This is a genomic window from Novosphingobium mathurense (assembly GCF_900168325.1).
GTDB lineage: Bacteria > Pseudomonadota > Alphaproteobacteria > Sphingomonadales > Sphingomonadaceae > Novosphingobium > Novosphingobium mathurense.
Genome location: NZ_FVZE01000001.1, coordinates 124,899 through 146,881 on the forward strand (window position 1 = coordinate 124,899; position 21,983 = coordinate 146,881).

Genomic DNA, 21,983 nt, shown 5'->3' on the forward strand with positions numbered 1-21,983 from the left:
GAACGTGGAAGCAGCCGGTTAGGCTGGGGAGGTTCCAAGAAACTATTTGCGTCGTGCGATACTGGCGAGATTGTCAGGCCAGCATCGCGCGACGGATATTTCCTCAGGCCAGCGAGCCGTCGATGCCCTTGCAGGCGACCAGCAGTTCCTTGACCGCGTCGATCGAGACCTGCAGGCCGGCCTTGGCCTTCTCGTCGAGCGAGATCTCGATGACTTCCTCGACGCCGTCCTTGCCGATCTTCACCGGCACGCCGACGTAGAGACCGTCGACGCCGTACTGGCCGTCGAGGTAGGCGGCGCAGGGCAGGATGCGCTTCTGGTCGCCGAGGTAGGATTCAGCCATCGCGATGGCCGAGGCCGCCGGCGCGTAGAAAGCCGAGCCGGTCTTGAGCAGGCCGACGATCTCGCCGCCGCCGTTGGCAGTGCGCTTGACGATCTCGTCGATGCGCTCCTGGGTCGACTTGCCCATCTTGATGAGGTCGGGAACCGGGATGCCCTTGACGGTCGAGTATTCGACGACCGGGACCATGGTGTCGCCGTGGCCGCCCAGCACGAAGCTGGTGACGTCGCGGACCGAAACGCCGAATTCCCAGGCGAGGAAGGTCGAGAAGCGTGCCGAGTCGAGCACGCCGGCCATGCCGACGACCTTGTTGTGGGGCAGGCCGGAGAATTCGCGCAGCGCCCAGACCATCGCGTCGAGCGGGTTGGTGATGCAGATCACGAAAGCGTCGGGGGCGTACTGCTTGATGCCTTCGCCGACCGACTTCATGACCTTGAGGTTGATGCCCAGCAGGTCGTCGCGGCTCATGCCCGGCTTGCGGGGAACGCCTGCGGTAACGATGACGACGTCGGCGCCGGCGATGTCGGCGTAGTCATTGGTGCCGGTGATGGCGGCGTCGAAGCCTTCGACGGGACCGCACTGCGACAGGTCGAGAGCCTTGCCCTGGGGGATGCCTTCGGCGATGTCGAACAGGACGATGTCGCCCAGTTCCTTCTGCGCAGCGAGGTGCGCGAGGGTGCCGCCGATGTTGCCGGCGCCGATAAGGGCAATCTTCTTACGAGCCATGATGCGTGCTTGTCCTTCCCAATGGCGGGACCTCGGACGTAAAAGGCGGCCTGCTTTGTCCCGCATAAGGCAGGTGCCGTCAGTTGCGAAGGGGGCCCTACGCCCCTCTCAACGACATTGCAACCGCGAAACGACGCGGACAGGCCACAAGCTTGCACTTTTAATTGATAACAGTTCGCAATTGCAATAGCGGCGATCAAACAAGCCGTTCGAGCGCGATATTTCAACGATTTGGCAAGGTTTGTGCGAGTCTTGCGCCGCGCGGGACATGTCTCTTGCCGATCCCGGGGCATGGCAAGAGGGCCGGGCCGAATTGCCCGAAAGGTGGGTCGTACAGACCTCGGTGCCTCTCCGACGCGTTGATTCGGACTGCCCGTCGTCCAGTCGGTTCAAGGATCGGTCGTCGTGCGCAGGGGATGCTGCGCACGTGCGGCTTCAACAGGCCCGAAGCGGGTTGCAGGTGCCGGACGGTGGAGTGATGGCGTACCCCGGGGCGGGCGTGAGGTCAGCCGTGGCGGGCGATCTTGCGGGCCAGGGCGTCGGCCATGCGGCGGTCGAGCTGGCGGCAGATCGAGATCCACCAGCGGCAGCTTTCCTCGTCGCTGGCAGCCTTGGCGGCTTCTGCATTTTCGCGCGCATGGGCAGCGGCCGAGAGGCCGTGGCGGGCGAAGTGGCGCAGGGCCTCGGTCAGCATCCGCTGGTCGTTCGCCGCCTGCATCGGCAAGTGCATCTGTTCGGAATAGGCGGCGATGGCCCGGCGGGCGGAGCCACCGAGGATGGGCTTGCAGCCGTTGTCGTTGACCGCACCCAGGGGGGCGGAGGGACACAGGGCACGAACAATCGCAGGGCTCTTTCCGCCATAGGCAGCGGCAAAGCGGATCGTCATGTCAGGCAGGCCCTTTGTGTCGTTGTTCTGATCTGGACCCTTATGGCAGTCAGGCTCTAAGCCTTTGTAATGGCCTATGGTTGCCGAATTCTTGCCGGGGCGTCCCGATGCCCCGAAAGGGGACGGATTGCGCCGGTTCAGCTGCCCGGCTGGGCGATCCAGCGGCCGCTGTTGGCGTATTGCGGCTTGATGTCGCCGGTCTCGGGCAGCTTCTGTGCGCGGTAGAGCGCATCGCCGCCGCGCTCGCGAATGGCATCGGAATAGAGCGGGACGGGCGCGGCTCTGGTTGGGGGCGCTGGCGTGTCGGCTGGACTTGCCGCGGCCGTGAACGATGCGTCCTGCGCAGCGAACTGGCGCTGGATCGCCACCGGATCGAGCGTGTCCGCCGCAGCCGCGGCGAGGGCGACGGTGTCGCGACGGTGCGGCGCGGCAACCGGCTCGCCGCCGAGGTAGGCGAAGCGGAAGGCGCCCGGGCGGCCCGCTGCGCCATGGAAGCTGTAGAAGCGATGCGCCCCGATGGTGCCGAGGTAGTCGAGGCTCGCGGCCCAGTAGGGATGGACCTGCACGGTGTGGTAATGCGTCGCCAGGCCGACGGGCGCATAGACGTAGCCCGACAGGGCGGCGCGCGCGACCTGCATCGCCCGGTCCCAGAAATAGCGCGAGGGCTTGCGGGCGAGCGAGCCGTCGCAGGTGAACGAAAACTGGCAGCCGCTGGCGCGTTCCGATCCTTCGTAGACCACGCCGCAAACGGTGCCGGGATAGGCCGGGTGGGCCACCCGGTTAAGCACGACCTGCGCGACGGCGCGCTGGCCGGCTTCGGCCTCGCTCGCGGCTTCATAGTATATGGCTGCGGTCATGCACTGCAGGGCGCGGGTGCGGTCGACGCCGCTGGCATGGATGTTGAGCGGGCGGGCAAGGGGCCGGGTTCCGCTCGCCGCTGCCGCAGCATCCCCGGCATCGGAATGCACGCCTTCGCCTGTCTGCAGGGGCGCGGTTTCCTGTTCGAGATAGTAGAAGGCGGAGCCCGGAAAGCTCGATCCGGCGCGCTCGAAGGGCATCGGCTCGAGAGTCTGCGCCTCGGCCGAGGCATCGGCGATGGAGAAGCGGCCCCAGTTTCCCGGCGAAGCGAAGGCGGGCAGGGCGATCGCGGCAAGGCCGGCAAAGCCTGCCGCCCAGCGCCGCTGCAGATGGGCGCGGTGGGCGTGGCGGTTCCTGCGCCCGCGCTCGAACCGGGCCGCGAAGTCGCGCGGGGGCGCCTCGCTTTCGCCGATCAGGGCAATCAGGGCAGGTGGCTCGGTCAATCGGTTCCTTTCGGTCGCCGCGTCAGCGTGCATCGGCGGCGCATCCTGCGCCTAACCCGCTTCGCGATCTGGCGCATCCGGCCTGTCACGGCCGTCCCGAAGCGATACACCGCGCCCTTTTACCCTTAACCGGTAAACAAATCTCTCGCGCGATCAGGTGCTTGCGTTGCCGCGCTTGCAAGGCCTGCAACGCCGCAGTATCCGCCCGGCCACGTCACGGGTTGTCCGGCTTGCCGGACCGAAGAGGGAAGCCGGTTCAAATCCGGCGCTGTCCCCGCAACTGTGACCGGGGAGTTCCGTCCCGAATGGCCACTGGCGGCTTGTGACAAAGCGCCGGGAAGGTGGGGCGGCGCGACGATCCGGGAGCCAGGAGACCTGCCCGAGATGGTCGTTCCGCGCCGGGCGGGTTGGACCGGAATGCAGCGAGTCATGCGCCGATACAGGTGCAGCCTCAGCCACGAGCGACACTTCGTTCAGGTTGGAGGTTTTGTACGTGAAGTATCTGTTTCTGCTCGGCACCGCGCTTGCCGTTTCCACGCCCGCCCTCGTTTCCCCGGCCCTGGCCGACGAGGTGGACAACACCATCGTCGTCACCGCCACGCGCACCGAGACGCCGCTGAGCCAGGTGGGCCAGTCGGTAAGCGTCGTCACCCGCGACGAGATCGAACGCACACAGGCGACGCAGGCGACCGAGGTGCTTGAGCGCCTGCCGGGCGTGACCGTTTCGGGCACCGGCGGCTTCGGCCAGATCACCAGCGTCTTCCTGCGCGGTGCGGAAAATGCCCAGAGCCTCGTGCTGATCGACGGTGTGCGCATCAACGATCCGGGCGATGTGGCCGGTGGCTTCGATTTCGGCGGTCTCACCATCGGCCAGTTCGACCGGGTCGAAGTGGTTCGCGGCTCTTCGGGCGTCCTGTGGGGCAGCCGTGCCATCGGCGGCGTGATCAACTTCATCACCGCGCGCCCGACCGAACAGTGGACTGCGCGTGCGCAAGCCGAATACGGCTGGCGCGACCGTCGGCAGGTTGGGCCTTCGGCTGCCGGCATGCTCGGTCCGGTCGGCCTGACGCTGGGCGGCAACTGGCTCGAGGGCGACGGCTATTCGGCCTACAACGAGCGCCGCGGCGCGACCGAGAAGGACGGCTTCGAAAGCAAGAGCGCCAATGCCCGTGCCGAAATCGAGCTGGCCGAGGGGCTGAGCGTCGACGCCGGCGGCTATTACACCAAGGCCGATTACGGTTATGACGATACCGGCGCCGATGCGCTCAATTTCGGGCACAAGCGCGATACGCTGGGTTACGCCAACCTGCGTTATGCCGGGCTCGACGGTCGCCTGACCGCGCGCCTGGGCTATGGCCTCACCGACACCCGCCGCATCTCCGATCACGAGATCTACGGTCCTTATACCACCAACGGCCGGAACGAGCGGGTCGAGGGACAGGTGACCTTCGCGCCGGTGGACCTCGTCAGCGTCCTGCTCGGCGCGGAGACAGAGACATCGAAGTTCTCCGATAACTTCGGTTCGAAGGACCGCACCTCGATCGACAGCTACTTCGGCATGCTGACGCTGCACCCGGTTTCGGGTCTGACGCTCAACGGCGGCCTGCGCTACGACGACCAGGCCGATTTCGGCCACCGCACCACTTTTGCGGCCAACGGCGCCTGGGCACTGGGCGAGGGCGAGGACGCGCCGGTGATCCGCGCCAGCTACGGCGAGGGCTTCAAGGCGCCATCGCTCTACCAGCTCTACACCAACGGCACTTTCAACCCGCTTGAGCCCGAGACCTCGAAGGCCTGGGACGCCGGGGTGGAACAGCCGTTCGCCGAGGGCAAGGGCCGCTTCACCCTGACCTGGTTCGACCGCAAGACGCGCAACCAGATCGATTACGACTTCGCGAACTGGAACTACTACAACGTGGGCCGCACGCGCGCGAAGGGCATCGAACTGGGCATGGTGGTGACCGACTGGGAGGGCTTCGATCTGAACCTGTCCTACACTTACCTCGATGCGAAGAACGAGCTGACCGGCGCGCGCCTTGCCCGCCGTCCGCAGAACAACTTCTACGCCAGCCTCGACAAGACCTGGGGCCTGGGGCTGCGTCTTGGTGCCGACCTGCGCGTGGGTGGCAACCGCTGGGACGATCACGCGAACACGCAGTTCGTCGAGGGGCACGTCGTCGTCGGCCTGCGCACGTCCTATCCGGTCACGCCCAACGTCGAGGTCTATGGACGCATCGAGAACCTGTTCGACGAGCACTACGAAGTGGTGCGCAGCTACGGCACGGCCGGCCGTTCGGCCTATGCCGGGGTTCGGGTGAAGATGTGACCTTGCCGCTTCCCCCGCAGTCCCGGTGGACCCGAGGGAAGCGTCTGGCGCGGGGTCTTGTCCGCGCCGGTGTCCTTGCGCTGGCATGGGCCGGCATATCCGGCTGCGGGGGCGGCTATACCGAGGCCGCCCCCGCAGCCGGGCCGGGCGATCCGGCCCATCCGACCATCGTCTCGCTCAATCCCTGTACCGATGCGATCCTTGCCGAAGTGACCGGGCCGGGGCAGCTGCTGGCGATCTCAGGATACAGCCACGATGCCCAGTCCACTTCGATGGACCTCGACAGGGCGCGCCGTTACCGCGCGGTTTCGGGCACGGTGGAGGAAGTCGCGGCGATCGGCCCGAAGGTCGTCGTCGCCAGCAGCTTCCTGCCGCCCGCGACGGCCAGCGCGCTCGCGGACCTGGGCTTCAGGGTGGTGAAGATCCCGATCGCGCCGGACCTCGATGCCGCGCGCGACCAGATCCGCGAGCTGGCGGGCCTTGCTGGCCATCCCGAACTGGGCCGCCGCCTGATCGGCCGTATCGACGGAGCGCTGGCCCGCGCCGCGCCGCCGCGGGGCGCGGCTGCGGTCCCGGCGCTGGTCTGGGAATCGGCAGGGCTCGTCGCGGGGGACGACACCCTGATCGTTGACATGATGGAGCACACCGGCTTTACGAATGCGGCCAGTGCACGAGGGCTTTCGCAGGCCGATTTCCTGCCCCTCGAAGAAGTGCTGGCCGATCCGCCGCGCGTCGTCTTCGCAGTTGGCAATCCGCTGGCCGAAGAGGACCGCATGCTCCACCACCCCGCTCTCGCGAGCCTGAGCCGCATGAAGCGTTTTCCGCTCGATCGTTCGATCCTCTGGTGCGGTGGCCCCACGATCCCGCGCGCGATTGACGCGCTCACACGGGCTCGGCGCGAACTGGACCGGCAGGACGTGGCGGCGCGGACGGCACGGGTGCGATGAACCCGCGCCTCGTTCTCCTGCTTCTGGCCGGCCTGCTTGTGGCCGTGCCGCTTTCGCTGCTGGCCGGACGCGTGTGGATCGATCCCTTTTCGCCTGCAGCGCACAATGCCTCGATCATCCTGATGCAGCTGCGCCTGCCGCGCGCGGTTCTGGCGCTGGCGGTGGGAGCGGGGCTGGGTGCCGCCGGGGCCGCGATGCAGGGCTTCCTGCGCAATCCGCTGGCCGATCCCGGGCTGTTCGGCATTGCACCGGGCGCGGCGCTGGGCGCGGTGCTCAGTTTCTGGACCGGCTATGCCGCCTCGCCGTGGCTGCTGCCGGTCTTCGCGCTGGCCGGGGCCTGCGGGGCGATGACGCTGCTGGCGCTGATTGCCGGTCGCAGCGGCGGCGTGGCACTGTTCACGCTGGCGGGCCTGATGGTCTCCAGCCTTGCCGGCGCGCTGATGAGCCTGGCGATCAGTCTGAGCCCGTCGCCCTTCGCGATGACCGAGATCGTCACCTGGACGATGGGTTCGCTGGCCGACCGCTCCTGGCGCGAAGTCTGGATCGCCCTGCCGCTCACCGCCGCCGGGATCGGCGTGCTCATGGCCGCGGGGCGCAGTCTCAATGCCCTGACGCTGGGCGAAGCCGCCGCGCGGTCGCTGGGGGTCGAACCGTTCCGGCTGCAGGCGCTGATGATCGCCGGCATCGGCCTGACGGTCGGCTCGGGCGTCGCCGTGGCCGGGATCATCGGTTTCGTCGGCCTGATGGTGCCGCACCTGGTCCGCCCGTTCACCGACCATCGCCCGTCATCGCTGATCGTCCCGAGCGCGCTGGCTGGCGCGCTGCTGCTGCTCATTTCCGATTGCCTGTGCCGCATCCTCCCGCTGGCCGGGGGCGAGCTGCGCCTCGGCATCGCGCTCAGCCTGCTGGGGACGCCGTTCTTCCTGCACCTCCTGCTCAAGATGCGCCGGGAACTGGCATGAGCCTCGGCGTCAGCAACCTCGTCGTGAAGGGACGGCTCGACGGCGTTTCGCTGCAGTGCCGTCGCGGGCTGGTCACCGCGATCTGCGGCCCCAACGGGGCGGGCAAGTCGACGCTGCTCTCCTGCATGGCCGGACTGCTGCGGCCCGACATGGGCGATGTCCTGCTGGGCGAACGGCCCTTGTCCCGCTGTTCGACGGCCCAGCGCGCGCAGTGGATCGGCTATCTGCCGCAGTCGCCAGAAGTGGCCTGGGATGTCTCGGTCGAAGTGCTGGTGTCGATCGGCCGCCTGCCGTGGAAGGACGCCCCGGCGAAGGAAGCGCAGGACGCCATCGACGAGGCGATTGCCGCGATGGATCTGGAAGCGCTTCGCCATCGCCCGGTCTCGCGCCTGTCGGGCGGAGAGCGGGCAAGGGCGCTGATGGCGCGCGTGCTGGCGACCCGGCCCGGCTGGGTGCTGGCCGACGAGCCCTTCGCCAATCTCGACCTTGCCCATGCCGCCGCGCTGATGCGCCGCTTTCGTCAGCAGACCAAGGCCGGGCGCGGCGTCGTGCTCGTGCTGCACGATCTGGCGACGGCGATGAACCACGCCGACCAGGTGCTGGTGATCAAGAACGGCAAGGTCGAGGCCGAGGGGCCGCCGGAAATCGCGCTGGCCCGCGATGTGATCCACCGCGTGTGGAACTGCCCGGCGCGCTGGCTGGGCGATCCGGGCGAGCGTGCCCTGTCGCTGGGGCAGCCTTCGCCGTTCACGCTGGATTCGCGCTAGGCCGGGGACAGCGCCGGTTCCTCGACAGGTTCCGGACAGGCGGGCATCGCGGCCCGCAACTCCTCCCCGCCGCGAAGGACAGGGAGGAAAGCGCAGCGAGCCTTACCGGCCCTTCGAAACCAGCCCGCGGGCTTCGAGCATCGGTTCCACTTCCGGATCGTATCCGGTAAAGTCGCGGTACATTACCGCGTAGTCCTTGCTGTGGCCCTGACCCAGGAAGCTGGCGCGGATGTGGTCGCCATTGGCGCGGGTCATGCCGCCGTGCTTTTCCACCCAGTCCCAGCCGTCATGCGCGAGCATTTCGGTCCAGATGTAGGCGTAGTAGCCCGCCGAATAGCCGTTGCTCCAGATGTGCCGGAAGTAGGGCGTGCGGTAGCGCGGCGGGATGAGGTCGGTGCGCAGGCCCATCTCGGCGAGGGCCTTGCCCTCGAAAGCCATCGGCGGCTGGCCGGCCTGCTCGGGAGTGAGGCGGTGCCAGTCCATGTCGAGCATCGCCGCCTCCAGCGTTTCGCCAAGGCCGAGGCCCTGATTGAACCTTGAGGCCGCCTCGATCTTCCCGATCAGCTCGGGCGGGATCGCCGCGCCGGTCCGGTAGTGCTTCGCGTAGTGGTTGAGCACTTCGGGAACCGTGGCGAAATTTTCGTTGAACTGGCTGGGGAACTCCACGAAGTCGCGCGCGGTATTGCTGCCCGCAAGCGAGGGGTACTTCTGGCTGGCGAACATGCCGTGCAGGGCATGGCCGAATTCGTGGAACATCGTCGTCACGTTGTCCCAGGTGGCGAGCGCCGGCTGGCCCTCGGCCGGGGGCACGATGTTGAGCGTGTTGAAGATCACCGGCTTGTCGCCCGTGAGGTACGACTGCTCGACGAAGTTGCCCATCCACGCGCCGCCCTGCTTGTTGGGCCGGGCGAAGGGATCGAAGTAGAACAGGGCCAGCTCGCTGCCGTCCTTGTCGTAGACTTCGTACGTGCGCATCGTCGGATGATAGACCGGAAGGTCGGTGCGGCGCTTGAAGGTGATGCCGTAAGTCTTGGTGGCGGCATGGAACACGCCGTCTTCCAGCACCCGCCAGACCTCGAAGTACGGCTTGATCTGCGCATCGTCGAGATCGTACTTCGCACGGCGCACCTGCTCGGCGTAATAGCCCCAGTCCCACGGTTGCAGGGCGATGTCGTCACCATGCGCCTTCGCAAAGTCCTGCAGTTCCTTCGCTTCGCGGGTCTGCGCGGCGGACAGGGCGGGCACGAAGCTCTGCATGAAGCTCATCGCCTTGGCCGGGCTGGTCACCATGCGGTCGTACATCTGCCAGCTGGCGAAGTCGGGCTTGCCGAGCAGCGCTGCCTTCTTCGCGCGCAGGGTGGCGAGTTCGGAGACGATGCCGGTGGTATCGTACTCGCCGCCGCTGGAGGTGCGGTTCACGCTCGCCTCGAACAGCGTCTTGCGGCTGGCGCGGTTCTTGAGCTGCGACAGTGCCGGGTGCTGGGTGAAGTTGAGCAGGGCGATGGCGTACTTGCCCTTCAGGCCCTTGTCCTCGGCATGTTTTGCAGCCGCGGCGATCGCGGCTTCGGGCATGCCGTCAAGCTGCGCGGCGCTGTCGAATACGGGGTCGGCGGCGGCGGTGCCTGCGGTCAGCTTCTGCGAAAACTCGGTTTCCAGCGAGGCGAGGCGCAGATTCATCTGCTTGAGCTGCGCCTTTTGCGCAGGGGCCAGCAGCGCGCCTTCGTGGACGAAGTCGGCATAAGTCGTTGCCAGCAGCATCGCGTCCTCGCCGGTCAGCGCCTTGCCTTGCGCGCTGTCATGCACTGACTTGACCCGGGCGAAGAGCTTTTCGTTGAGGTACATGTCATCATCGAGCGCGGCGAGCTTGGGCGACATCGCGGTATCGACTGCGTCGAGCGTGTCGTTGGTATTGGCCGAAACGAGCTGGTCGAACACGTTGCGCACGCGGGTCAGCAGGCTGCCTGCCTTTTCCAGCGCGACGATGGTGTTGTCGAAATCGGGCGCGGCCGGGTTGTCGGCGATGGCCGCGATCTCGGCGCGCTTCGCCGCGATCCCGGCCTCGATGGCGGGCTGGTAGTCGCTGTCCCCGATCGATGCGAAGTCGGGGGCGTGGAAGGGCAGGGTGGACGGCTTGGCGAAAGGCCCGGCATAGGTCGTTGCCGCATCGCCGGCCGCGGCCTTCGGGGCGTCAGTGGCGGCGGACACGGTCGTGCAGCCACTCATCAGCATCGCCCCGAGAACGAGCGGGGCGGTGGCTGTCATCAGCCGGATTTTCATGGAACAACTCTCCTGGGTGCCGGCATCCCCGGACCGGGGGGAACGCGCGGCAAACAGAGGCGGCGCGGGGGGATGCCGTTTCGGTCATGGCCGCGGTTTGAACCGCAGAAACCATGGCTTTGCAAGTCCTTGAGAGCCGTTCGTGCAAGGGTTGCGCAAGTCGGGTGGGCGGTGTTTCAAAGACTGTGCGCCCCCTGCGCCAGACGCACATTTGTTGCGTCGGCGGAAACTGCGCAGGGGGCGGTCGGTCCGGGCGTCAATTCTTCTTGAAGTGCCCGCCGGACCAGACTTTCATTTCTTCGCCGCCTTCGTTGTCGCGCACATGGTCGTCGCGCTCGCGATCGAAAATCAGCGAGCCGGTCCTGCGCGGGTCGCTCTTGCGGCGATACGGGATCTCCGGTCCGATCTTGGTTGCGTCCATTTCGTTTTCTCCTCTCGCATTGAGGAGAACGCGCGCAGGGTGCGATTGGTTCCCGTCAGGCGGGCGCGGCCCTGGCCGGCAGGCGTGATTCCACTGCGGCTTCAGCCAGCGTCTGCTTGTCCAGTTCGGCAAGGAAGGCATGGACCGCCCGGTCGAGCGGCGAGATCAGGCCGCAGTGGCGCTGCATGACGCACGATCCGCAGTCGGCAGGCTGCAGGTTCGGTTCGGTGAGCCGCACGACATCGCCGAGGCGGATGTCTTCGGCTGGCTTGCCAAGGCGAAAGCCGCCGCTGCGTCCGCGCACGGTCTCCAGAAGGCCCGCATTGCCCAGCGCATTGACCACTTTCATCGCATGATTGCGCGAGATCGCGTGGGCATAGGCCACATCCGCGATCGAAAGCAGGGCCTTGGGATCCTGGGCCTGCGTCAGCGCGGCGTGGAGCAGGATGCGCAAGGCGTAGTCGGTGTGCGCGGTCAGGCGCAAGGCGGGTCTCCGATAAAATGATGCTTTCTATTTACATCTTTTGGCGGCGCTGTATAGATGCATCCAGTTTGCATCTTTTAGGGGATTCGTCATGGCAGCACCGCTTTCCGAACAGACCATCGCCATCGTCAAGGCCACCGCACCCGTGCTGCAGCAGCATGGCGTGGCGATTACCACCCGCATGTACGAACGCCTGTTCGTGAACGAGGAAGTGAAGGCCATGTTCGACCAGGCCGCGCAGGTCTCGGGCGAGCAGCCGCGCCGCCTCGCCGCCGCGATCCTGGCCTATGCGCAGAACGTGGACAAGCTGCAGAACCTCACCGCGCCGGTGCAGCGCATGGTCCAGCGCCATGTCGAAACCGGGGTGAAGGCCGAGCACTACCCCTACGTCGCCGATGCGCTGCTCCCGGCGATCCGCGACGTGCTGGGCGATGCCGCCAGCGACGAAGTGCTGGCCGCCTGGGGCGAGGCTTACTGGTTTCTCGCCGACATCTTGATCGGCAAGGAAGCCGAAGCCTACGCCGAGCTTGAAGCCGCCGAATAAGTCCGGCGCTTCAGCGCGAGCCGACCCCGCGGGCGAACTGGGCCTGCAGGTCGGCAAGCGTGCGCTCCGGGATCGGCGGCAGCTTGCGCGCGGCCTTGCCTTCGCGCAGGGCCGCGCGGTCGCGTTCGTTCGGCTCGACCACCCGCACCCGCACAGCCGCCTTGCCCTTGGCGCGCACGCCGAGCAGCTCGGCCGCTCCGCGCGAAAGGTCGATGATCCGCGCGCTCTCGCCAAAGGGACCGCGATCGTTCACCCGCACGAGAATGCGCTGCCCGGTATCGAGTGAGGTCACCTCGACATAGCTGGGCAGCGGCAGCGTCTTGTGCGCGCCGGTGACCCAGTCGGGCCGGAAACGCTCGCCGTTGGCGGTCTGGTTGCCGGACTCGTTGCCGTACCACGTCGCATAGCCGAGCATGTCGTAGCGCGGATCCGCGGCGGGCGTATAAGTCACGCCGCGGACCTTGTAGGGCGGGCCGATGCGCACCGGCGTGTCGCTGACGGGGCGGAACTTCACCCCGCCACCGCAGGCCGAGAGTGCAAGGACCAGCAGCGTGCCGATCGGGAGCCGCAGGCGCATGGCTACTGCCGCACGCCTTCGCTCTTCTCACGGATCGCCCTGAACTCGGAGCCGGGCTTCCACTGCGGCCACTTGCCCGAGTTCGCCAGTTCCTCGCCGATGGTGCCGATCAGGTCGATGTCCTGCACCGCCCCGTCGAGGTTCCAGTCGCTCGACCATGCATCGCAGGCCTGGTGATAGCAGTTGCCGGTATAGGCATCGATCCACGCCTGACCCGCAGCGGTGCCGCCCTGCTTGAGGTCGGCCGCCCCGGCAATGCCCATCAGCAGCATCACCGGCACCCCGCGCTTGGCGAAGGAGAAGTGGTCGGCGCGGTAGAACAGGCCGCGCTCGGGCAGGCTTTCCTGCGTCACCGTGCGCCCCTGCGTTGCCGCGATGCGCGCCATGTCGTCTTCCAGCGTGTCCTGGCCCTTGCCCACCAGCACGACGTCGTTCGCCGCGCCCGCCGTCTGCAGGATGTCGATGGCAAGGTTCGCGACTGTCTTTTCCATCGGATAGACCGGGTTGGCGGCATAGAACTCGGAGCCGAGCAGCCCGCGCTCCTCCGCCGTCCACGCCGCGAAGACGACGCTGCGCTGCGGTGCGGGTTCGGCCTTCATGGCGCGGGCGATCTCGAACATCGCGGCGATGCCCAGTGCATCGTCGTTCGCCCCGGCGCGGTAGATGCGCCCCTGCGCGTCGGGTTCGCCCTTGCCGTAGGCGTCCCAGTGCGCGCCGAACATCACCACCTCGTCGGCGCGGGTCGTGCCCGGGATGCGCGCGAGGACGTTATGGCTGGCGATCTGCTCGTGAGTTACCGGCACGTCGGCAGCGAAAGTCACGCCTTTGAGCGGCACCGGACGGAAATCGGGCCGCCGCGCCGCCGCCGATAGTCTGGCAAGGTCCAGCCCGGCGTCGGCGAACAGGCGCTTGGCCGCATCGCCGGAAATCCAGCCCTGCAGGGCCAGGCTCGTCAGGTCTTCGGGCCTGCGCACGATGTCGTAGTTCTCGCCGCCCGGACTGACGACGACGTTCCAGCCATAGCCCGCGGCTTGCGTTTCGTGCACGATCAGCGCGCCCACCGCGCCCTGCCGCGCGGCTTCCTCGAACTTGTAGGTCCAGCGTCCGTAGTAGGTCATCGTTCGGCCGCCGAACCTGCCTGCCGCCGGCTCGCCTTTCTTCGCCGCGAAGTCGGGGTCGTTGACGAGGAAGACGGCCAACTTGCCCTTCAGGTCCACGCCCTTGAAGTCGTCCCAGCCGCGTTCGGGCGCATCCACGCCATAGCCGACGAAGACGACGGGCGCGTCCTCGATCGTGGCCGCATCGTCGGGGCGCACGGTCGAGATGTAGAGGTCCCTGGCCTGCTCCACCGGCATCGCGCCCTTGGGGCCGGCAAAGGCCAAGGTGCGCGCCTTTTCCAGCTTGGTGTGGAGCAGCGGGACGGTCTGGACCCAGCGCCCGTCGGGTCCGGCGGGCTGCAGGCCGAGGTCCTGGAACCGCGCGATCAGGTAGCCAATCGTGCGGTCCTCGCCCGCGGTGCCGGGCGCGCGGCCTTCGAAGGTATCGGAGGCGAGCGTCTTCACGTCGGTCGCGATGCGGTCGGCATCGACCGAGACTTTGGCGAGGGCAGGGTGGGAACTGGCAGCCAGTGCGGCTGCGGCGAGAACGGGGGGAAGTTTTCTCATGCCCCCCATCTTAGGTTGGCCGCCCCATGAGGCAAGCCGCCCCCCCAAGGCAAAGCGGGCCGGGTAAAGCCGACCGGGCAAAGCGGGCCGGGCAAAGCGGGCCGGGCAAAGCGGGCCGGGCAAAGCGGGCCGACCGGGAGCGCGCGAGGGGCAACGCCCCGCGACCGGCCCGAGTTGATCGCGCCTCATGATCGCGCGGGGGGATTGCCGCAGGGGGCATCCCTGCGGCGGGGGAGAGCGGAATTGCGTGGAGCCGAAGCCCGCGGCCCCGGCTGCAGGTCCGAAGGCAGGGAACCTTGCTGCGTTCCCTGCTTCCGGATCAGGCGCCCGCCCAGGACAATCGGGGCGGGGCCTCGATCAGCGCCCGGTCCTCAACGGGCGGCGATGGAAATGGAGGTGGTGAGCGCGGCCAGACGGCTCGGATCGTCCCTGGCGGCCAGGCGCGCGGCCATGATGGAATCGCGATCCGCAAAGGCGCGTTCCAGCGACTCGCTGCGGCAGGTGCGGGTCACGGCTACCTCACGCGGGATGCGGGCATCGGGTTGGCCGCAGACCGTCTTCACCGCAGAGGTGATGCGCATGTTCAGCCGGTCGATGCCCTGCGGGGTATCGAGGTTGAGGTCGTTGAAGCGCACTTCGCGATAAGGCAGCTTGGACCAGCTCGTGTCCTTCACGACGACCTCGGCGAGTGACGGGGTGGCGATGGCGAACGCGATTACGGCAAGGGCGGCGGCATGGATCCTCTTCATGGTTCATCTCCTGACTCTGTGTAGCGCAGGGCAAGAACCGTCAGGTCTTGCGACCTGCGGCGCGGGGAGTTCCAGGCGACCCGGAAACGCGATGCTAAGGCAAATTGCCCGACAAGACGTGCGCGCCGCGTGAAGCGATCACTACGGCGCTGTAATCATTTACAGAATTCTGAACCCCTCGACTCACCCCCGTATTGAAGGACTGGTCGGCAATAAAATTACTTGGGATTACCGGTGTTTGTAAAATTCGACTCGTCTTCTTGGTGTCCGGCGAAATCTTTACGCGCATTCGGGCGGGCGGGGAAGGGCGCGACTCGCTTGTTTGTTCGCTTGCCTCCTGCGTGCGGCAGGCCGCTTGCGTGTAAACCGGGAAATCGCAGCGAGGGGAAAGGCAGTCTGTGCCAGCAGGTTGGATGGGGCGCGCACTGGTTTCGAGCCGCTGCGTCAAGCTGGATTCCCGCCTGCGCGGTAGCGACGCGAGCGGCGCACGTTCGTTCAGCCAAGCGGTGCCTTTTCGGAATTGCGACCTGGAACCTGCATCATAGCCGTCATCGCGCGAATGGCGGCTACGCGCCTTTTCAACCCGCAAGCCCCCTTCCACCAGCGGAAAGAAACAGGAGCTGGCGTGCCCGTTGCAAACAATCACACACCTTTAAGCGATCCCAGACAATGCCCAATCACCTTTTCATCAGATGCATTGCGCACCTCAAATACAAAACCTGCTGATGAGTTTGGACTGAAGAAACGACCGTAAAAAGTGCCACTGTAGCCATAGGATGCATCAGTAACATTTCCAGAGAATGTTTTGTTTTCGCGATCTGGAGAACCCACGAAACTCATAGATGCTATTTGCACAGTTTGCGATTCAAAACTGGCAGATCCAGATATCCTATTATCAGAGGGTGTATAATGAAAATTACACGTCCCAATAACCTGCTTATCGGCTAGATTCTCCGCTTCGAAATAACCATATGCTCGCCCTTCGTAACCGGAGAAGTCCCTAGTCGGCAGATCAAATGGCTCGTCATGCCCAAAAATGGCTTGCCGATAGACAATTCGCTCTCCGATCTGCCCAAAATAGGAACTCTCTGATTTTGTGAGGCGAGTCACGAGAATGGCAGACTTCGCATCATGCTCAATAATCAGCCGGTCTTCAGTGTCGCCGTAGATATGCCAGATCGGACCAGTTTGCAGCGTATCATTAGTATACGTTTTAGAAATAATTCCCGGAAAAGCGTAGGTGATAGCGTCGGGATCGAGACGGAGTGTTAGGTAAGCGAGATCATCGCCTGCAAAGAGCGCTGCTCCTTCAATAACTGATGTCCCATTTCCTTCGAAAATCGTTGCCGAATATCCAAGACTGGTTTGCAGTGAAAACGGTTCTGTGAATGCGAACTCTTCAGTCACCTCAGGCGTCGAGGTCGGTATCGGGCTTGGAATTTCTGTGGGAGACGCAGTGGGTGTAGGAGAGCTTACCGAACCACTATTTTCTTCTCCACCACAACCTGAAAGACCCAAGAGAAGGCATGAAAGGTTGAGTGATTTTCTCGAAATGTTCACAGCGTCTCCCCCAACAAAATTTATACTCCGCAAAACACGGGCATAATTGGCTAGACCGACAGTGAACTATTGACGACAATGCAAGCGGATTAAAATTTGGAAATCTCCGCTCCGGTGAACGAATAGTCGCACTGATGGGCGGCGCCTTTTCGGAATTTTGATCTGGAACCTGCATCATAGCCGTCATCGCGCGAATGGCGGCTAAGCGCCCTTGTCGGTCGTTCCACGCTCGATCCGACGCGCCAACGAGCAGACCGTCCGGTGCCCCGTCCCGACATGATCGGTCAGCGGCCAAGATGGGTGGTAAGCGGACAAAGTTGGCTCAGCCTAGCAGGACTAAGAGCAAGCCAGAAAAAGCAGTAAAGAAGCCCAACGACACTGCGAACCAAAACATGCCAGTTTCATCCGCTTTGTCGATTCCGGGATCGGGCCAATGCGTCGCAATGCGCCCGTTCCATAGACTTTGAATGACGAACAATGACGCCAATAGGAAAAGCGCGCCGCCAAAAATATCTGCTCTTGTCACTCCGACTTTCCTAGCTCTGGCCCACCCGCGAACCTGCCGATCTTCTCACGAACATTTTGCATGGAAGGCAGTAGGCCGGATCAACGACCGCAATGTTGGCGGCTCCGGATCGGCAGATTCCCGGTTAAAATCTTGAAACTCTGCCCTTCCCGTGAACGGTTGACCGATCCTGCTGCTTGCCATGCTCGCCAAGGTGACGGCAAGGTCGGGGGAGCTGCCATTGCTTAGTTATCAATTTCCACACGAACGCACGCTTGAAAAATGCCAGTCTCACCTCCCTCGCGATGCCAAACCTCAACCACTTTGTAGTAGCGGAAATAGCCACCCATCTCCTTTGAAACATATTCTCCATGGCGAGGGAGGAATGCGAAATCGCCCACAAAGAGCGGCTTCATCTCATCTTTTTCATACACTTCAACGGTCGGCATGGCTGAAGGCTGACCTATTTCTCGCATGTCCGCAACGTCGGCGTATGGCGCTGGGCCGGTCTCAGGCCAATTTTTCGACGGTCTGGGGGCCGCTTCGCGCCCAGCCTCCGAGGGCCGCAGGTCAGCCAGGCGCCCGTTCACGACCTTCGGCGATCGCGTTGACTATCTGGGAAGCCGCACGACTGCTTTTGAGAGCGTCGTTATGAGTCATGTGGTGCGCATAATAAATGCACCATTTTTCCGAAATCGACGCGTTCGAAAAATACCATGTCTGATGCAGAGCCATCGAATATGGATCCGAAAAAATGGTTCTGTTGGCCATCTTTCTCTGCAAGATAGCCTTGGAATTTTCCATCGCGGAAAGCTCGTCGAACAGTAACACCGTCTCGCCGAAGTAATATGGGGCCGTTCGGTTCCACGTTGGCGTAACGGCCGCTGTAGACGCCCCACCAACGGTCGTCGTCGCCATTTGGGCCATGAAACCTATATACGTTGAAGTCAGGTCCGTAATCGACAGATGGTTGCTCACGGCTCGCAAGTTTAACCCATGAAAGGCCAACGCAAACGCCACCATCTTGGACCAGCGAGGCGCCAATTGCTGATTGAGCGAGTAGTCCAAGCGCTATTGCGAACATGAGCATTCCCCTGAAACCGCAGGCCCCTTCTCGTCGCATGTGATGAAAGCATCCGCAATAGAGGTGGCTTGAGAACGGCGGCTATCCTTGGGTCCGAAGCCGTAAAGCGACATTCCTCTACCGGCCCCTAGTCGACGCCTTGCCTCTCCAAGCGTGGTGGCAGGAAGTCCCTGCGTTCCTTGCCGCCAAATACTTATACAACATGCTCTGAATGCTGGCGTTGCCACGGCGCAAGCAAACCGCCAGCCATCGCTCCGGCCTTGAACGCCGGGCGCAAGTATCATCGAGGGCGCGGGCCCTTGGCGCAGCGGGTGGGCCGCGTCAGGATCGGTCCGGATGGGGAGGGGGCAGTCTGCCCCGGCGCCTCAGCGGCGGCAGCGTGAATAGTAGCCGGCGCGGCAGGCGGCGACGTCTTCGCGCCAGTCGGCCATCGCCCGGTCGTAGTCGCGGCGGTCGGCCTCGTAGTCGCGCATCTGCTGTTCGTAGCGGCGGTCGCTGTAGCCGGACGAGCGGCGGGCGTCGTCATAGGCGCGCCAGCCCTTGGCGTATTGCGCGTCACGCTTGCGAACGTAGTCGAGCTGTTCGCGGTTGAGGCGGCGGATCGTCGCCTTGTCGCGGGCGAGTTCCTCGGGCGTCATCTTCTCGTAAGGATCGTCCGCATGCACCGGACCGGACATCGTCGCCACGGCCAGCGCCGCTGCGCACAGGAAACCAAAACGCTGCATGATCTTTTAGACCCTCACCTGAACCCTGCGCGCTATTTGCCAATTCGGCGGCGGCGATGCAAAGCCATTGCGATAAACCGTTTGCAACCCATCTTGCGGGCAAGCCACTCCGCCGCTTGATCGACGCGAACAAATCTGGAACACACGCTCCCCATGAGTCTCTCCCACATTACCGTGCGCGGTGCGCGCGAGCATAACCTCAAGGGCTTCGACATCGCGCTCCCGCGTGAGAAGCTGATCGTCATCACCGGCCTGTCGGGCTCGGGCAAGTCGAGCCTGGCGTTCGACACGATCTATGCCGAGGGCCAGCGCCGCTACGTCGAGAGCCTGAGCGCCTATGCGCGCCAGTTCCTCGAGATGATGCAGAAGCCCGACGTCGAGCATATCGACGGGCTGTCTCCCGCGATCTCGATCGAGCAGAAGACCACCAGCCGCAACCCGCGCTCCACGGTGGCGACGGTGACGGAGATCTGGGACTACATGCGCCTGCTGTGGGCGCGCGTGGGCATTCCCTATTCGCCCGCCACCGGCCTGCCGATCGAGGCGCAGACGGTGTCCAACATGGTCGACAGGGTCATGGCCCTGCCGGAAGGCACGCGCCTCTACCTGCTCGCCCCCGTCGTGCGCGGCCGCAAGGGCGAATACCGCAAGGAACTGGCCGAGTGGCAGAAGGCCGGCTACACCCGCGTGCGCATCGACGGCGAGATGTACGCGATCGAGGACGCCCCCGCGCTCGACAAGAAGTACAAGCACGACATCGAGGTGGTGGTCGACCGCATCGCGGTGAAGGACGGCATCCAGACGCGCCTTGCCGACAGCTTCGAACAGGCGCTCAAGCTGGCCGACGGGCTGGCCTACGTCGACCTTGCGGACGGCAACGTCCCGGGTCGCGAGGAAGAGGAAGCGCAGGGGCGCAACCTCAAGGGTGCGGGCCTGCCGCCCAACCGCATCGTCTTTTCCGAGAAGTTCGCCTGCCCGGTCAGCGGCTTCACCATCGAGGAGATCGAGCCGCGCCTGTTCAGCTTCAACGCCCCGCAGGGCGCGTGCCCGGCCTGCGACGGCCTGGGCGAAAAGCTGCTGTTCGACCCGCAGCTCGTCGTCCCGAACGAGAACCTGACGCTCAAGCAGGGGGCGATCGTCCCCTGGGCCAAGTCCAACCCGCCCAGCCCCTACTACATGCAGGTGCTCTCCAGCCTTGCCGCGCACTTCGGGTTCGACCTCACCACGCCCTGGCAGGACCTGCCCGACGAGGTGAAGATCGTCGTCCTTTACGGCACCGCGGGCGCGCCGGTTCCGCTCACCTTCAAGGACGGGCGCAAGGAATACACCGTCAACAAGCCGTTCGAGGGCGTCATCGGCAACCTCAACCGCCGCATGATCCAGACCGACAGCGCCTGGATGCGCGAGGAACTGGCCAAGTTCCAGACCGCGCAGCCGTGCGAAACCTGCGACGGCAAGCGCCTCAAGCCCGAGGCGCTGTCCGTGCGCATTGCCGAAAGCGACATCGCCGATGCCGCGCGGCTTTCGGTGGCCGACGCCTTCGCGTGGTTCGGCGCGCTGGAAGGCAAGCTCACCGACCAGCAGCAGCAGATCGCCCGCGCCATCCTCAAGGAGATCAACGAGCGCCTCGGCTTCCTCAACAACGTCGGGCTCGACTACCTCAACCTCGACCGCACCTCGGGCACGCTCTCGGGCGGCGAGAGCCAGCGCATCCGCCTCGCCAGCCAGATCGGCTCGGGCCTCTCGGGCGTGCTCTACGTGCTGGACGAGCCGAGCATCGGCCTGCACCAGCGCGACAACGACCGCCTGCTGGAAACCCTCAAGCGCCTGCGCGACCTTGGCAACACGGTCATCGTCGTCGAGCATGACGAGGACGCGATCCGCGCTGCCGACCACGTGGTGGACCTCGGCCCCGGCGCGGGCGTCCATGGCGGCGAGGTGGTGGCCGAAGGCACGCTCAAGCAGGTGCTCAGGAACAAGCAGAGCCTTACTGCCCAGTACCTCACCGGCGCGCGCCGGATCGAGGTGCCGCAGACCCGCCGCAAGGGCAACGGTCACTTCGTCACGGTGGAGAACGCGCGGGCCAACAACCTCACCGGCGTGACGGCGAAGTTCCCGCTCGGCACCTTCTGCTGCGTCACCGGGGTTTCCGGCTCGGGCAAGTCCAGCCTCACGCTCGACACCCTCCACGCCGCCGCCGCGCGCACGCTGAACGGCGCGCGCATGATCGCCGGTCCGCACGACCGGGTGACCGGGCTGGAGATGTGCGACAAGGTGATCGAGATCGACCAGTCCCCGATCGGCCGCACCCCGCGAAGCAACCCGGCGACCTACACCGGCGCCTTCACCCAGATCCGCGACTGGTTCGCCGGCCTGCCGGAGTCTGAGGCGCGCGGCTACAAGCCCGGGCGCTTCAGCTTCAACGTCAAGGGCGGCCGCTGCGAGGCGTGCCAGGGCGACGGCCTGATCAAGATCGAGATGCACTTCCTGCCCGACGTTTACGTGACGTGCGAGGAATGCCACGGCAAGCGCTACAACCGCGAAACGCTGGAAGTGAAGTTCAAGGGCCACTCGATCGCCGACGTGCTCGACATGACGATCGAGGACGCGGAAGAGTTCTTCAAGGCCGTGCCCCCGATCCGCGACAAGATGCACATGCTCAACGAAGTGGGGCTGGGCTACGTCAAGGTTGGCCAGCAGGCGACGACGCTGTCGGGCGGCGAGGCGCAGCGCGTGAAGCTGGCCAAGGAACTGGCTCGCCGCTCCACCGGGCAGACGCTCTACATCCTCGACGAGCCGACCACCGGCCTGCATTTCGAGGACGTGCGCAAGCTGCTCGAAGTGCTCCACCGCCTCGTCGACCAGGGCAATTCGGTAGTGGTGATCGAACACAACCTCGACGTCATCAAGACCGCCGACTGGATCATCGACCTCGGCCCCGAAGGCGGCGTGCGCGGCGGTGAGATCGTGGCGGAAGGCACGCCGGAGCAGGTGGTGAAGAACAAGCGCTCGTTCACGGGGCATTATTTGAAGCCGTTGTTGGGGTGAACACCGTGAAATGCGTCGACGGTTCATGGCTGCATGAATAAACTTTCACTCGACTATTTAAGCCGAAATATAAGATAAGTTAATTTTTGT

The 21,983-nt window shown here is 65.0% G+C and carries 20 protein-coding genes and 1 riboswitch; of the genes, 6 read left to right on the top strand and 14 right to left on the bottom strand.

Going from position 1 to position 21,983, the window contains the following annotated elements; translation table 11 throughout:
- Window positions 1-103 precede the first annotated feature (103 nt).
- From mdh to B5483_RS00695, 3 genes are all read right to left on the bottom strand, one after another.
- Window positions 104-1,066 (bottom strand): malate dehydrogenase, encoded by a 963-nt coding sequence (gene mdh, locus B5483_RS00685; RefSeq protein ID WP_054946827.1) that lies wholly within the window; start codon window positions 1,064-1,066, stop codon window positions 104-106.
- Between the two features lie 505 nt (window positions 1,067-1,571).
- Window positions 1,572-1,952 (bottom strand): hypothetical protein, encoded by a 381-nt coding sequence (locus tag B5483_RS00690; protein WP_054946826.1) that lies wholly within the window; start codon window positions 1,950-1,952, stop codon window positions 1,572-1,574.
- Between the two features lie 137 nt (window positions 1,953-2,089).
- On the bottom strand, window positions 2,090-3,286 hold the full coding sequence (locus B5483_RS00695) for a cell wall hydrolase (protein ID WP_079729176.1): 1,197 nt from the start codon (window positions 3,284-3,286) through the stop codon (window positions 2,090-2,092).
- A 168-nt stretch (window positions 3,287-3,454) separates the two neighbouring features.
- A riboswitch (cobalamin riboswitch) is annotated at window positions 3,455-3,650 on the top strand.
- A 96-nt stretch (window positions 3,651-3,746) separates the two neighbouring features.
- Here B5483_RS00695 and B5483_RS00700 point away from each other — a divergent pair.
- From B5483_RS00700 to B5483_RS00715, 4 genes are read left to right on the top strand one after another with little or no spacing between them, the layout of a single operon-like run.
- The gene (locus B5483_RS00700) at window positions 3,747-5,579 is read left to right on the top strand and encodes a TonB-dependent receptor domain-containing protein (protein ID WP_079729822.1); all 1,833 of its coding nucleotides are present in this window, start codon (window positions 3,747-3,749) and stop codon (window positions 5,577-5,579) included.
- A complete protein-coding gene (locus tag B5483_RS00705; RefSeq protein ID WP_079729177.1) occupies window positions 5,576-6,526 on the top strand; it encodes an ABC transporter substrate-binding protein in 951 nt (316 codons plus the stop codon). The genes B5483_RS00700 and B5483_RS00705 overlap by 4 nt, the downstream gene beginning before the upstream one ends.
- Window positions 6,523-7,488 (top strand): FecCD family ABC transporter permease, encoded by a 966-nt coding sequence (locus tag B5483_RS00710; protein ID WP_054946823.1) that lies wholly within the window; start codon window positions 6,523-6,525, stop codon window positions 7,486-7,488. The genes B5483_RS00705 and B5483_RS00710 overlap by 4 nt, the downstream gene beginning before the upstream one ends.
- Entirely contained in the window at window positions 7,485-8,255 is a 771-nt protein-coding gene (locus B5483_RS00715) for an ABC transporter ATP-binding protein (protein ID WP_054946822.1), read from the top strand. The genes B5483_RS00710 and B5483_RS00715 overlap by 4 nt, the downstream gene beginning before the upstream one ends.
- Before the next feature lie 102 nt (window positions 8,256-8,357).
- Here B5483_RS00715 and B5483_RS00720 read toward each other — a convergent pair whose 3' ends face one another.
- The 3 genes from B5483_RS00720 to B5483_RS00725 form a co-directional block, all read right to left on the bottom strand.
- Window positions 8,358-10,532 carry a M3 family metallopeptidase gene (locus B5483_RS00720; RefSeq protein WP_079729178.1) on the bottom strand — a complete coding sequence of 725 codons (2,175 nt, stop codon included), beginning with the start codon at window positions 10,530-10,532 and terminating at the stop codon, window positions 8,358-8,360.
- A gap of 256 nt (window positions 10,533-10,788) precedes the next feature.
- Entirely contained in the window at window positions 10,789-10,953 is a 165-nt protein-coding gene (locus tag B5483_RS23065) for a hypothetical protein (RefSeq protein WP_176167925.1), read from the bottom strand.
- A gap of 55 nt (window positions 10,954-11,008) precedes the next feature.
- On the bottom strand, window positions 11,009-11,437 hold the full coding sequence (locus tag B5483_RS00725; RefSeq protein WP_079729179.1) for an Rrf2 family transcriptional regulator: 429 nt from the start codon (window positions 11,435-11,437) through the stop codon (window positions 11,009-11,011).
- 91 nt (window positions 11,438-11,528) lie between these two features.
- On the opposite strand from B5483_RS00725, the gene B5483_RS00730 reads away from it, so the two are divergent.
- Window positions 11,529-11,981, top strand: coding sequence for a globin domain-containing protein (locus tag B5483_RS00730; RefSeq protein ID WP_054946820.1), 453 nt, complete (start codon window positions 11,529-11,531; stop codon window positions 11,979-11,981).
- 10 nt (window positions 11,982-11,991) lie between these two features.
- On the opposite strand, the gene B5483_RS00735 is transcribed toward B5483_RS00730, so the two are convergent.
- The 8 genes from B5483_RS00735 to B5483_RS00760 form a co-directional block, all read right to left on the bottom strand.
- Window positions 11,992-12,558: a septal ring lytic transglycosylase RlpA family protein gene (locus B5483_RS00735; RefSeq protein WP_079729180.1), complete on the bottom strand. Its 567-nt coding sequence runs from the start codon at window positions 12,556-12,558 to the stop codon at window positions 11,992-11,994.
- 2 nt (window positions 12,559-12,560) lie between these two features.
- Window positions 12,561-14,222 carry a M28 family metallopeptidase gene (locus tag B5483_RS00740; RefSeq protein ID WP_079729181.1) on the bottom strand — a complete coding sequence of 554 codons (1,662 nt, stop codon included), beginning with the start codon at window positions 14,220-14,222 and terminating at the stop codon, window positions 12,561-12,563.
- A 371-nt stretch (window positions 14,223-14,593) separates the two neighbouring features.
- Window positions 14,594-14,971, bottom strand: coding sequence for a UrcA family protein (locus tag B5483_RS00745; protein WP_079729182.1), 378 nt, complete (start codon window positions 14,969-14,971; stop codon window positions 14,594-14,596).
- 642 nt (window positions 14,972-15,613) lie between these two features.
- Window positions 15,614-16,531: a hypothetical protein gene (locus tag B5483_RS22735; RefSeq protein ID WP_139383879.1), complete on the bottom strand. Its 918-nt coding sequence runs from the start codon at window positions 16,529-16,531 to the stop codon at window positions 15,614-15,616.
- A 322-nt stretch (window positions 16,532-16,853) separates the two neighbouring features.
- On the bottom strand, window positions 16,854-17,057 hold the full coding sequence (locus B5483_RS22740) for a hypothetical protein (protein ID WP_139383880.1): 204 nt from the start codon (window positions 17,055-17,057) through the stop codon (window positions 16,854-16,856).
- A 224-nt stretch (window positions 17,058-17,281) separates the two neighbouring features.
- Window positions 17,282-17,485 carry a hypothetical protein gene (locus B5483_RS00750; protein ID WP_079729183.1) on the bottom strand — a complete coding sequence of 68 codons (204 nt, stop codon included), beginning with the start codon at window positions 17,483-17,485 and terminating at the stop codon, window positions 17,282-17,284.
- 121 nt (window positions 17,486-17,606) lie between these two features.
- Window positions 17,607-18,104, bottom strand: a complete 498-nt coding sequence (locus tag B5483_RS00755; RefSeq protein ID WP_079729184.1) for a hypothetical protein — start codon at window positions 18,102-18,104, stop codon at window positions 17,607-17,609.
- Between the two features lie 381 nt (window positions 18,105-18,485).
- On the bottom strand, window positions 18,486-18,845 hold the full coding sequence (locus tag B5483_RS00760; protein ID WP_054946697.1) for a hypothetical protein: 360 nt from the start codon (window positions 18,843-18,845) through the stop codon (window positions 18,486-18,488).
- Between the two features lie 153 nt (window positions 18,846-18,998).
- Between B5483_RS00760 and uvrA the strand changes: the two genes are divergently transcribed.
- Window positions 18,999-21,893 carry an excinuclease ABC subunit UvrA gene (gene uvrA / locus B5483_RS00765; RefSeq protein WP_079729185.1) on the top strand — a complete coding sequence of 965 codons (2,895 nt, stop codon included), beginning with the start codon at window positions 18,999-19,001 and terminating at the stop codon, window positions 21,891-21,893.
- Window positions 21,894-21,983: the final 90 nt, after the last annotated feature.